Source organism: Microbulbifer sp. CNSA002, from assembly GCF_047324085.1.
Lineage (GTDB): Bacteria > Pseudomonadota > Gammaproteobacteria > Pseudomonadales > Cellvibrionaceae > Microbulbifer.
Map to the genome: position 1 here is coordinate 1,029,803 of NZ_CP172449.1, position 12,606 is coordinate 1,042,408.

Annotated in this window: 12 protein-coding genes; all 12 read left to right on the plus strand. The window is 52.7% G+C overall.

Features of this window, described 5'->3' with window-relative positions; translation table 11 throughout:
* Window positions 1-42 precede the first annotated feature (42 nt).
* Window positions 43-519 (plus strand): Fe-S cluster assembly transcriptional regulator IscR, encoded by a 477-nt coding sequence (gene iscR / locus ACG1BZ_RS04490; protein WP_282934079.1) that lies wholly within the window; start codon window positions 43-45, stop codon window positions 517-519.
* A gap of 62 nt (window positions 520-581) precedes the next feature.
* Entirely contained in the window at window positions 582-1,796 is a 1,215-nt protein-coding gene (locus tag ACG1BZ_RS04495) for an IscS subfamily cysteine desulfurase (RefSeq protein ID WP_413665847.1), read from the plus strand.
* Between the two features lie 27 nt (window positions 1,797-1,823).
* On the plus strand, window positions 1,824-2,246 hold the full coding sequence (gene iscU / locus ACG1BZ_RS04500) for a Fe-S cluster assembly scaffold IscU (protein ID WP_108731985.1): 423 nt from the start codon (window positions 1,824-1,826) through the stop codon (window positions 2,244-2,246).
* Window positions 2,247-2,290: 44 nt separating this feature from the next.
* Window positions 2,291-2,614: an iron-sulfur cluster assembly protein IscA gene (iscA, locus tag ACG1BZ_RS04505; RefSeq protein ID WP_108731986.1), complete on the plus strand. Its 324-nt coding sequence runs from the start codon at window positions 2,291-2,293 to the stop codon at window positions 2,612-2,614.
* 136 nt (window positions 2,615-2,750) lie between these two features.
* Window positions 2,751-3,278, plus strand: a complete 528-nt coding sequence (gene hscB, locus ACG1BZ_RS04510) for a co-chaperone HscB (RefSeq protein WP_413664557.1) — start codon at window positions 2,751-2,753, stop codon at window positions 3,276-3,278.
* Window positions 3,279-3,341: 63 nt separating this feature from the next.
* Window positions 3,342-5,213, plus strand: coding sequence for a Fe-S protein assembly chaperone HscA (gene hscA, locus ACG1BZ_RS04515; RefSeq protein ID WP_413664558.1), 1,872 nt, complete (start codon window positions 3,342-3,344; stop codon window positions 5,211-5,213).
* Window positions 5,214-5,303: 90 nt separating this feature from the next.
* Entirely contained in the window at window positions 5,304-5,642 is a 339-nt protein-coding gene (gene fdx / locus ACG1BZ_RS04520) for an ISC system 2Fe-2S type ferredoxin (RefSeq protein WP_108731989.1), read from the plus strand.
* Window positions 5,643-5,666: 24 nt separating this feature from the next.
* Window positions 5,667-5,861: a Fe-S cluster assembly protein IscX gene (iscX, locus tag ACG1BZ_RS04525; protein ID WP_282934076.1), complete on the plus strand. Its 195-nt coding sequence runs from the start codon at window positions 5,667-5,669 to the stop codon at window positions 5,859-5,861.
* Window positions 5,862-6,153: 292 nt separating this feature from the next.
* Complete coding sequence (ndk, locus tag ACG1BZ_RS04530) at window positions 6,154-6,582, plus strand: nucleoside-diphosphate kinase (protein ID WP_108731991.1); 429 nt, start codon at window positions 6,154-6,156, stop codon at window positions 6,580-6,582.
* 63 nt (window positions 6,583-6,645) lie between these two features.
* Window positions 6,646-7,764, plus strand: coding sequence for a 23S rRNA (adenine(2503)-C(2))-methyltransferase RlmN (rlmN, locus tag ACG1BZ_RS04535; protein ID WP_282934075.1), 1,119 nt, complete (start codon window positions 6,646-6,648; stop codon window positions 7,762-7,764).
* A gap of 539 nt (window positions 7,765-8,303) precedes the next feature.
* On the plus strand, window positions 8,304-10,253 hold the full coding sequence (locus ACG1BZ_RS04540; protein WP_413664559.1) for a cytochrome c peroxidase: 1,950 nt from the start codon (window positions 8,304-8,306) through the stop codon (window positions 10,251-10,253).
* Window positions 10,254-10,663: 410 nt separating this feature from the next.
* Window positions 10,664-12,580 carry a cytochrome c peroxidase gene (locus ACG1BZ_RS04545; RefSeq protein ID WP_413664560.1) on the plus strand — a complete coding sequence of 639 codons (1,917 nt, stop codon included), beginning with the start codon at window positions 10,664-10,666 and terminating at the stop codon, window positions 12,578-12,580.
* The last annotated feature ends 26 nt before the right edge of the window (window positions 12,581-12,606 follow it).

Consider the following 12,606-nt stretch of genomic DNA (forward strand, 5'->3'; position numbering starts at 1 on the left):
CGCCCCGATCGGAAAAGGGCTGTACATCAGTTGGGAGCTGATATGCGTTTGACAACCAAAGGCCGCTACGCGGTGACTGCCATGCTGGACCTGGCGTTGCACGCTGATCGCGGACCGATCAGTCTGGCAGACATATCCAAGCGCCAGGGTATATCACTGTCCTACCTGGAGCAGTTGTTCTCCCGGTTGCGGCATTCTGGGCTGGTGTCCAGTGTGCGTGGACCCGGCGGTGGCTATCGCCTGGCGCGGGATGGTGAAGAGATTTTTGTGGCGCAGATCATTGATGCGGTCAATGAATCTGTAGACGCCACCAGCTGCGGCGGCAATGCGGATTGCGCCAACGGCGAACAGTGCCTGACCCACTACCTCTGGTCAGACTTGAGCGATCAGATTCATAGCTTCCTCAGCAGTATCAGCTTGGCCAACCTGGTTTCCCGAGCTGAGGTGCAGGAAGTTGCGCGTCGGCAAGATATGCGCGAGGCGCCGGAAGAGAGGGTCGCTGTACTCGGCGGCCTGTGATTGAGGCCCAAACGGGCCAGCAGACAGATATTAGAGATTTACTAAGCGGAAACGGTATGACTATGAAGCTTCCCATCTATCTGGACTATTCGGCTACCTGTCCGGTTGACCCACGCGTCGCCAAGAAAATGGCAGAGCAGCTGACGATGGAAGGCAATTTCGGCAATCCGGCCTCTCGCTCCCACCTGTTTGGTTGGAAAGCGGAAGAAGCAGTGGAGAATGCCCGACGCCAGGTGGCGGAGCTGATCAACGCCGATCCGCGCGAAATTGTCTGGACCAGCGGTGCCACCGAGTCTGACAACCTGGGTATCAAGGGTGCGGCCCACTTTTACCAGAGTCGCGGCAAGCACATCATTACCTCCAAAATTGAGCACAAAGCTGTTTTGGATACCTGCCGCCAGCTGGAGCGGGAAGGTTTTGAAGTGACCTACCTGAATCCCCGCGAAGACGGCATCGTCTATCCGGAGCAGGTTGAGGAAGCTATGCGTGAGGACACCACTGTGGTGAGCCTGATGCACGTCAACAACGAGATTGGGGTGATCAACGATATCGCTGCAATCGGCGAACTGTGTCGCTCGCGCAAAGTTATTTTCCATGTGGACGCGGCCCAGAGCGCCGGCAAGTTGCCGATCGACCTTCAGGAAATGAAAGTTGACCTGATGTCCTTCTCCGGCCATAAAATTTACGGCCCCAAAGGTATCGGTGCCCTTTACGTACGCCGCAAGCCCCGCATCCGTCTGGAAGCCCAGATGCACGGTGGCGGCCACGAGCGCGGCATGCGCTCCGGTACCCTGCCGACTCACCAGATTGTCGGTATGGGCGAAGCCTTTGGTATTGCCAAAGAAGAAATGGCTCAGGAAGCCGAGCGTCTGCGCTCTCTGCGCGACCGTTTCTGGGATCAGATCAAGGATATGGAAGAGGTCCATATCAACGGTTCCGCCGAGAAGAGAATTCCGGGCAACCTGAACGTGAGCTTTGCGTTTGTAGAAGGTGAGAGCCTGATCATGTCGCTGCGCGACCTGGCGATTTCCTCCGGTTCCGCCTGTACCTCTGCGAGCCTGGAGCCCAGCTACGTACTGCGAGCCCTGGGTGTTAACGACGAACTGGCGCACAGCTCACTGCGTTTCAGCTTTGGTCGTTTTACCAGCGAGAGTGATGTCGACACCGCTGCCGCAGAAGTGCGCAAGGCAGTGGAGAAACTACGTGAATTGTCACCGCTTTGGGATATGTACAAAGACGGCGTAGACCTGAACAAGATTGAATGGGCCGCTCACTAAGCGCGCGCAAGAGTTAGGAGAAAAGTCATGGCCTATAGCGATAAAGTAATTGACCACTACGAGCACCCCCGCAATGTTGGACGTATGGACGACAAGGCGGACAATGTAGGCACCGGTATGGTGGGCGCGCCCGCCTGTGGTGACGTGATGCGCCTACAGATTCAGGTAAGCGACGAGGGCGTTATCGAAGACGCCAAGTTCAAGACCTACGGCTGTGGTTCCGCCATTGCCTCCAGCTCCCTCCTGACCGAGTGGGTGAAAGGCAAGACGATCGACGAAGCGGAGCAGATCAAGAACACTGCCATTGCAGAGGAGCTGGCGCTGCCGCCGGTAAAAATCCACTGCTCGGTTCTCGCTGAAGATGCGATCAAGGCTGCGGTTCGCGATATCCGTGAAAAGCGCGGTGAGTCCGATGACGCTGTAGAAGCCAAGGAATCTGCGGCGGGTTAACTTTTCGTCCAAATGTAGCGTCTAAACATAGCGAAGGTGTTGTTTTGGCTATTAGTATGACCGAGGCCGCTGAGGCCCACATTCAAAGTCAATTGGCCAAGCGAGGCAAGGGAATCGGCATTCGTGTCGGTGTCAAAACGGCCGGCTGTTCCGGTCTCGCCTATGTGCTGGAATTTGTCGATTCGTTCGAAGCCGAAGATACGGTATTTGAGCAAAACGGCGTTAAGTTGGTGGTGGACCCCAAGAGTCTGGTTTACCTCGACGGCACCCAGCTGGATTTCGTCAAGGAAGGCCTGAACGAAGGCTTCACCTTCTCGAATCCCAATGTAAAAAATGAGTGTGGCTGCGGCGAGAGTTTCCACGTCTGATTCGCTCTCGCCCCACAAGGCCGGGTGCGCTGCGCATACCGGCCTTTTTATTGGCTCCTCGGACAGTTGGGGGCCGTGCAGCAGTAAGCGGCAACTTCAGCCGCGTCCCAGGCTGTGCCCCAGTAGGTATATTCAGATGGCAACCAACCTGAACCATTTCGAAGTTTTTGGTCTGCAACCCGCGTTCGCGGTCGATCGCAGTGCCCTGGCGACCCGCTACCGGGAGTTACAGCGGGAATTCCACCCGGACAAATACGCTTCCCATTCCGAGGGCGAACAATTGTTGGCCATCAAAATGGCGGCTCAGATTAATGAGGCGCACACCGTTTTGCGCGACCCGGTACAGCGCGCCGCCTACCTACTCAAGTTGGCCGGGGTAGATGTGCCACCTGAGCAGACCACCAAAGATACTGAATTTCTGATGCAGCAGATGATGTTGCGCGAGCGCCTGGAAGAAGTGCGCGAGCAGCCCGATCCTGCAGCTGCGCTAGATGAGCTCAGTGCTGAGGCGCGGGGGCTGATCTCCAATGAGGAACAGCGCTTTGCCGAAACTTATGACGGGGGCGATCTGGGCGCAGCAGAGGATTCTCTGCGCAAGCTTCAGTTCCTGGCCAAGCTTGAGAAACAAATTGACGAGCTGGAAGAAGACCTTTTCAACGACTAGTTGCGAGAGCACTGACTGAGAGGGCCAGACGGTACCGCGCCCCGCTTAAAGAAGAGATAACTAATGGCATTACTGCAGATTTCTGAACCGGGCCAGAGCCCAGCTCCCCACCAGCGCAAGCACGCAGTGGGTATCGATTTGGGGACCACTAACTCACTGGTAGCGACCGTGCGCAGTGGATCGGCAGAGGCCATTGCCGATGAGCAGGGTGAAGTGATCCTGCCATCAGCGGTGCACTACGGAGCCGAGGCGATTACCGTGGGTGCTGAAGCCCGCGCGTGCGCTGCAGAAGATCCCTACAACACTATGATTTCTATCAAGCGCCTGATGGGGCGAGGTGTTGCAGATATCAAAAGTTTTGGTGAGCAGCTGCCCTATCGCCTGGCTGAGAGCAGCGGCGGTATGCCTTCGATTGAAACTGCAGCCGGACCGGTAAACCCGGTGCAGGTATCGGCAGAAATCCTGAAAAAACTGGCTGCGCGTGGCCGCGAAGCGCTCTATGGCAAAGCGGGCGGTGAGCTGGATGGTGCGGTGATCACCGTGCCGGCCTACTTCGATGATGCCCAGCGCCAAGCGACCAAAGACGCCGCCCAACTGGCGGGCCTGAAAGTCCTGCGCCTGCTCAACGAGCCCACAGCAGCGGCTGTTGCCTATGGCCTGGATAAAGGCGAAGAGGGTGTGATCGCGGTCTATGACCTCGGTGGCGGCACCTTCGATATCTCTATTCTGCGTCTGTCCCGGGGTGTGTTTGAAGTCATGTCTACCGGCGGCGATACCGCTCTCGGTGGCGACGATTTCGATCGTACCATTGCCAGTTGGATCGCCGAGCAAGTGGGATTGGGTACCGATCTCGACGCTGCGACCCAGCGAGTCCTGTTAGACAGCGCCTGTGCTGCGAAAGAATCCCTGTCCAGTGTCGAGCAGGTGGAAGTGCAATACGGCGACTGGTCCGGTGTACTCGATCGCGAAACCATGGCTTCACTGCTGGACCCCCTGATCGACAAAACCCTACGCGCCTGCAAGCGCGCCCTGCGCGATGCCGGTATCAGTGCCGATGAGGTGCAGGAAGTGGTTCTGGTGGGTGGCTCCACTCGTACTTTGCGCGTGCGGGAGCGGGTTGAGGGTTATTTTGGTCGTCCCCCCCATGCGGAAATTGACCCCGACCAAGTAGTAGCAATCGGCGCCGCGATTCAGGCTGATGTACTGGTGGGCAATAAGTCCAGCGAAGAACTGCTGTTGTTGGATGTTATTCCCCTTTCCCTCGGGATTGAAACCATGGGCGGCCTCGCGGAAAAACTGATTGATCGCAACACGACCATCCCCGTCTCCAAAGCCCAGGAGTTCACCACTTTTAAAGATGGCCAGACTGCCATGGCGATCCATGTTGTCCAGGGCGAGCGGGAACTGGTGAGTGACTGCCGCTCACTGGCGCGCTTTGAATTGCGCGGCATACCGCCGATGGTGGCCGGTGCCGCCCATATCCGTGTGACTTTCCAGGTGGATGCTGACGGTCTTTTATCAGTGACAGCCATGGAAAAAAGCAGTGGTGTCAGTGCCGATATTACGGTTAAACCGTCTTATGGGCTGGAGGACAAGGATATTGCGCGAATGCTGCAGGAATCCTACACCCACGCCGCTGAGGATATCGCCCTGCGCGCCCTGCGCGAGGCTCAGGTGGAAGCGGAGAGAACCCTGGAAAGCATGTTGGTGGCCCTGCGTGAGAACGGTGCCCAGCTGCTGGACGAAGGTGAGTTAAATGAGCTTGAGCACGCGATGGAGGCTTTGCGCTTGGCCCATAACGGCGGCGACGCAGAGGAAATTCGTCGACGTATCGAAGCCTTGAATAAGTTGTCTGAGCCTTTTGCTGCCAAGCGTATGGATGCCTCCATTAAGCGCGCTATGCAGGGCCACAGCTTGGATGAATTTGATAAATAACCATGATCAGGCGCAGACTCTGCGCTGCCGGCGGCCGGGGAGTCGTTACTTTCTCCCCGTCGGATTGAGACCACAGAGGTTCAGTACCCCATGCCGAAGATAGTATTTTTACCCCATCCGGAAATGTGCCCTGAGGGCAAAGTGGTGGAAGCGGAGAGCGGTGTCAGCGTGATCGACGCGGCCCTGGCCAACGATATTGAAATTGAGCACGCCTGTGAAAAAGCCTGTGCTTGTACCACTTGCCACGTCATTGTGCGCGAGGGCTTCGATTCCCTGGAAGAGCCGGACGAGCTTGAAGAGGACCTGCTGGATAAAGCCTGGGGCCTGGAGCCGGAGTCTCGCCTGTCCTGTCAGGCGATTGTGGAGGATGAAGACCTGGTGGTCGAGATTCCCAAGTACACCATCAACCAGGTGTCGGAAAAGCACTGACTTGCACGCTGAGGAAGCCGAATCATGAAGTGGACTGATATTCACGATATTGCCATAGAGTTGAGCGAAGCTCACGAGGATGTGGACCCTCTGACGGTCAACTTTGTCGACCTGCGCAACTGGGTGATGGCGCTGCCCGGATTTGATGACGATCCCGATCGCTGCGGAGAGAAAATCCTCGAAGCGATCCAGGCTGCCTGGATCGAAGAGCAGGAGTGACCGGCCTTCGGGGGCAGTATTGGCAAGAGAGTACAAAAGTCGATCAATACCCCGTATAATCCGCCGGCCGCGAAATGCGGTGATCAAAAATTGAGTACCCCCGGTGGGTATGAAAGGAATATCAGGGAAGAGCAACTGAGTAGGTTGCTCTTTCTTTATGTAGGGAGCCTCTGAACAACTCCGCAACAATCCCGCAACACCTCTGCGAGCCTTGAAGGCCCGCCCTGCGGGGCTTACAGAGTTGTTCAGAGGTTCCTAAGTTAAGTTACAAAAAATCAATTTGGAGATAACCATGGCCCTGGAGCGTACCCTTTCTATCATCAAGCCGGACGCAGTAGCCAAGAATGTAATCGGTGAAATCGAGAGCCGTTTTGAGAAAGCTGGCCTGAGCATTGTTGCCATGAAGATGGTTCAACTGTCCCGCGAAAAAGCTGAAGGTTTCTACGCTGAGCACAAAGAGCGTCCTTTCTTCAAAGACCTGGTTGACTTCATGACTTCCGGTCCAGTTGTTGTACAGGTTCTGGAAGGCGAGAACGCTATCCTGGCAAACCGCGACCTGATGGGTGCTACCAACCCTAAAGAAGCTGCTGCTGGCACCATCCGCGCTGACTTCGCTGACAGCATCGACGCCAACGCTGTACACGGTTCCGACTCCGCAGAGTCCGCTGCTCGCGAAGTAAGCTACTTCTTCGCCGACGACGAAATCTGCGCGCGCGCTTAATCCGCGCCACAAATCGCACCGGTCTGTCCGGACCGGTGCAATTCTTCCCCCGAGGTGAAATGAATGACCACAGAGAAAACCAACCTGCTCGGCCTTTCGGTAGAAAAGCTGGCCGCCTTTTTTGAATCATTGGGCGAGAAGCGCTTCCGCGCTGTTCAGGTTTTAAAGTGGATTCACCAGAATGGGGTTGATGATTTTGCTGAGATGACCAATGTCAGCAAGGCCCTGCGTCAAAAGTTGACGGAAGTGGCCGAAGTCCGTGCCCCAGAAGTATTGAATCAGTGGGATTCCGCCGATGGCACACGGAAATGGTTAATTAAAGTTTCCGGTGGCAATGCTATCGAGACTGTTTATATCCCCGATGGTGATCGCGGTACCCTTTGTGTCTCCTCCCAGGTGGGCTGTTCCCTGGATTGCAGCTTTTGTGCAACTGGCAAGCAGGGCTTTAACCGCGATTTAACGGCGGCAGAAATTATCGGGCAGGTCTGGATTGCCTGTAAATCTTTCGGTCAATTGGATCCGAAAGGACCGCGCAAGGTTACCAACGTGGTAATGATGGGCATGGGTGAACCGCTGCTCAATTTCGACAATGTGGTCGATTCCATGAACCTGATGATGGAAGACAACGCCTACGGTATTTCCAAGCGCCGCGTTACTCTGTCGACCTCCGGTGTAGTGCCCGCACTGGACCGCCTCGCCGATGTGACCGATGTGAGCCTGGCAATTTCCCTGCATGCGCCCAACGATGAATTGCGTAACGAGTTGGTGCCGATCAATAAAAAATACCCTATTGCGGTGCTACTGGATTCCGCCAAGCGCTACATCGACCGCATGCCGGATACGCACCGTAAAATGACCATTGAATACACGCTGATGCGCGAGGTTAACGACCGCCCGGAGCACGCTGAGCAATTAGCGGAGCTGCTTAAAGAGATTCCGGTGAAAATTAACCTGATTCCCTTTAACCCGTTTGAGTTGTCCGACTACCAGCGAGTGAGTAATAATGCACTGCGTCGCTTCCAGCAGATTTTGCTCGACAAAGGTTATACCGTGACTGTGCGCACTACACGCGGCGATGATATTGATGCGGCCTGTGGTCAGTTGGCGGGCAGTGTTAATGACCGCACCCGCCGCTCCGAGCGCTACCGCAATGCGGAGCGCCCCGTTCGTATTGTTAACTAGTCGCTGGTAATTTTTTGTATAGGTTGCCAACTTGTTGGCAGCCTATTGGCTTCGATTTCCCCCTTCCCAAAAAAACTCTGTTCAGCCTGAAATTTCCTTTCTATTCTATTTTTCGTGTCAACGAAATTGCTTTATCTAACGTTTAACGCTCGAGGAAAATTTACCCGGGAAGGGAGCGTTGGATATATGCATGAGATTAGGTCAAAACGATCATATTTTTTTAATTTGCATTTTGCTTGCAACATTTTGACTTTGAATGAAATAGCTGGCCATTGGAGAGAGGTCTTCACTAGACCGTCTGGCACTGGATCTTTGCAGTAGCTACACCCGTATCTCCAACATCCATCAAAACATTATGACGCTATAGCGTGCTATCCAGTCATTTTCATTTGGCCTGGAGCTGTTACAGCGTGCTTAGGTTCAGGAAAAACAAAGTGTAGAAATGCTTGCACAGCTGTGTTGAGAGTTGAAGTGCATGGAGTTCTCTGAGTTGCCTGGCTTAGGAAAAGAAAAGTTATCGACGGGACTGTTCGAACATTATGAACGCGGAAAAAAACCAATTAACCCAATTGCTTGTAGCGCTGAATAAGCTGCTGTTCATTTCTTTATTTCTATTTATGGTGGGCTGTGGGGGAGGTGGTTCCTCTAGCGGTGAGGATGATTCATCGACAGAAACTACTGAAAATGATAGCGGCTCTGGGGATAGCTCTGGCTCAGACGATGGTGACGATTCGGACGGTGATACTGATGGTGGTTCGGATGGTGATACTGGGTCAGATGATGAATCCGATTCAGAGCAGGGGATCTTGGTTGCTGAACTGATTGCAAATCCCTTCTCCGGCACCAGCATAGGGCTCTCCTGGGAGGACTCTGAAGAGACCTACAGCATCTATCGCGATGGCGAATTGATCGCAGAAACTACAGATAACCATTACGTGGATGAAGGCCTCTCAGTTAATACTGAATATAGTTATTGGGTCGGTGTGGGGAGTATTGATAGTGATACTAATAGTGTTACTGCAAAAACACTGGTTAATAACACGAATGATGGCTTGGGCAATGGTACTGAAGCAGAGGCCATTGAAAAGCGCATTGTTGATTTTGATGAATGTCAAAATGAGCGCTCAGCCGTAGATGTTGACGATAGTAGTCTCGATAGTTGCTTGCAGGCTGTGCTGGATGAAGTGGGAATGGCAGATCAATTGGAGGATATGCGCGCTTTCGCTGCTCGAGTTAGAAGTGAGCAAGACCCGGAGATGGTTGAGTTGGGTATGCGGTTATTCCACAGTAAAAGTCTTAGTGCTAACGGTGATACCGCCTGTTCTTCTTGCCACCACCCGACAATAGGCTGCGCTGGTGATGATCTTTCCATGTCTGTTGGGGTTAATGCCGTTGATCCCGATTTGCTTGGCCCAGGGCGTTCCGATGGTGAAAACGAAGTGCCGTTGGTTGCACGCAATGCCCAGCCTATTTGTAATGTGGCGCTCTGGGATAATGGATTATTCTGGGACAACCGCGTTCTTTTCACGAGCGACGGTGGCCTTAAAACAGACTCCAGGGATGTAACCAATAATACTGAAGCGGCGGTTGGTACCGGAACTTTGGCACTTATGATGGCCCAAGCCCATTTTCCGGTGACAGATGCTGCTGAGATGGGGGATATTTCTGAATTTGGCTACGACGAAAGTAGCGACGATGACCTTACTGACTACCGTGAGGAATATCTTATACCAAAGCTCAATGAGGAGTCCTGGGGCCCCTTATTTGCTGCCGCTTATGGAGACAACAGTATTGACTACAGTAGGGTTGCACAGGCGATTGCCGCCTATGAAGCGGTATATATTTTTATTGATAACCCCTTCTTTGACTATATCGACGGTGACCTGACAGCGCTGGATGACGATGCGAAGCGGGGAGCAATTACTTATTTTACGCCAGGCTCTGGTTGTACTGCTTGCCATACGGGCGCCTTCTTTACTAACCAGGGTTTGAGGGTCGTTAACTATCCTCAAATTGGTGTCGGAAAAGAGGATGATGGCGCTGATTGGGGAGGGGCAGTACTCGGTGGCTTTCGTGTTCCAACACTGCTCAATGCAGGCATTACTGGTCCCTGGGGGCACGCCGGGCAGTTTGGCTCCTTAGAAAGAAATATTGAGCACTATGCCGGGCAAGCAGATTCGGTATCCCGGTATTTCGCAGATAGTGAAATGTGCGACCTGGATCAGTTTGCTGAGCTAGAAGACTGCGCAGCGAAAGTTGCGCCCAATGGTCTGGAGTTGACCGAGGCAATTCTGGAGATTGATGGTGATGCAGCACTTCCGATAGACGACGATGAAGTGAAGCTTTTAGCGGCATTTCTTGAGGCGCTCACTGACCCGGATGCAGAGAATGTAAATTCAAATGCAACCCAATCCCTGATTCCTCCCCGTGACGGCGGACCCGATGGAATGCAGCTGGATGCCTGGGATCAGGACGGCAACGAACTTTAATATTCCTGCATTTTATTTGAGCATCTCACTAATATTGACTTACTGGTGAGATGCCAACTCTTCATTAGCGAACTTTATTCGCATTCATCATTCAGGCAACTACCTTCTGCCTTAAAATTCACCACAGTTTCATTCTTACTTTGCTTCCAGGGCCAGGCCGAAGTTGATCCGAGAGTGAATTCTTGCGATCAGGGCTAGGTAAAAGTCATCGTCTGGATTGCGAAGTTTTTAGTCAGTTGTTGCTGGAAAAAATGCTATCCCCTGAAATTCTGGTGAGCTGGTAGTTTCCTCCGGGATTCACTCCGGACTTTTGTTCACATTTCTTCCTTAATTGGTCAACCAAATCTATTGGTGTCGCGTTATCACCTATGAATTATTAAAAATATATGGAAGGGATCACTAGGATTCTTATGAGTGCTCAGAAGTTCGATCAAAAAGTCTTTCCCAGAGTCCTATTTAGACTCTTTTTCCTCACGCTCTTTTCGCTGTTAGTCGGTTGCGGCTCCGGGTCATCTGGTAGTGAGGATAATTCGCCTGCAGATACCGTTCAGGGTGATGATGGTTCCGGTTCCGGCTCAGGGACGGGCACCGATCCTGAGCCTGAGCCTGAAGAAGCCGGTGAACCCGCTGAGCTAATTGGCTATGCCCACTCGGGAACCAGTATCGGTCTTAACTGGGAAAGAGATGGTGAGACTTACTTTATCTATCGAAACGGTGAAAAGGTCGCGGAAACCAGCAATAACTATTATGTCGAACAGGGCCTCTCAGTTAACACCGAATATGTTTACTCTGTCAGTACGGTTGATGCTGCAAACGAATCGGAAACTTCGCAGGTTACGGTCAAGACATTAGTTAATGACACCAATGCTGGCCTGAATAACGGTACAGAAGATGATGTTTTAAATGAGCGTATCTCCACGTTTGCAGAGTGTAAAAATACTGCGACGGCACTAGATCTACTCGAAGAGGACTTGGACAATTGTTTGGCAGCCATGCTCGAGTACAATCGCATGGTTTCTCTTGTCGAAGATATTCGGGCTTTTGCTGCACGGGTCCGCAGTGAGCAGGATCCTGCCAAGGTGGAGCTGGGCATGCGTCTGTTCCACAACAAGTCTCTCAGTGCTAATCAAGATGCTTCTTGTTCATCCTGTCACCACCCTGCGATTGGTTGTGGGGGAGATGACCTCTCGATGCCGGTTGGAGTGAATGCTGTAGATACCGCTTTGCTCGGGCCAGGTCGATCTGATGGAACTAATGAAGTGCCTTTAGTGCCGAGAAATTCACAAGCTATTTGTAATGCGTCACTATGGTCTCGTGGACTGTTCTGGGATAACCGGGTCTCACTGAGTCCGAATGGCGTTCTCCGTACGGATTCAAGAGATGTTACCGATAATACGAATGATGCTGTGGGATCTGGTTCGTTAGCCCTACTTATGGCGCAGGCGCATTTCCCGGTAACGGCCCCGCCAGAAATGGGTGACATCGCGGACTTTGGATACGATGATTCTGTCGATGAAAATTTCACTGCATACCGCGAAGATATATTAGCGGCTAATTTGGATGTCGAAGCTTGGGCTCCCCTGTTTACGTCTGCCTTTGGGGATTCTGAAATTAATTTCAGTCGTATTGCTGAAGCAATTGCAGCTTATGAAGCCGTGCAAATATTTATCGATAACCCCTTCTTTGACTATGTGGGCGGTAACCTGGAAGCGCTCGATGTAGAGGAAAAGCGTGGTGCTATTACTTTTATGTCGAAGGATGCTGGGTGCACGTTCTGTCACAAGGGAGCTTTCTTCACGTCTGAAGCCTTGATGGCCGCAAATTATCCGCAGATAGGTATAGGAACCGATGAGAGTGGCAGTGGGGAAGATCTGGGTGGAGAGGGTTCCTTAGGGTTCGGAGCATTCAGGGCACCGACCTTACTGAATGTGGCGATCACTGGTCCCTGGGGGCACAACGGGCAGTTTGGCACGCTGAAGAGAAATGTTGAACACTACAGTGATCATGGAGCCTCCATTTCCAGGTACTTTGAAAATAGTGAGATGTGTGATCTCGCTCAATTCAAGGATCTTGAAAATTGCGCCAGTAAACTGGCTCCCAATGGTTTGGCACACTCTCAGGCGATCTTAGATGGAAATGAGGGTGGGGGTATAAATCGCCTGAGCGAAGAAGAGATGGACCTTATAGTGGTATTTCTGGGGACTCTTACTGACCCCAAGGCCGCGAATACCAACTCTAATGAGATTCAGTTTCTGATTCCTCCTCGGGATGGTGGACCAGATGGAAAGCAGTTAGATGCAAAAGATAGCGATGGTGAAAGTTTATAGCCTTCATTCCATAACTCTTTGGGAAA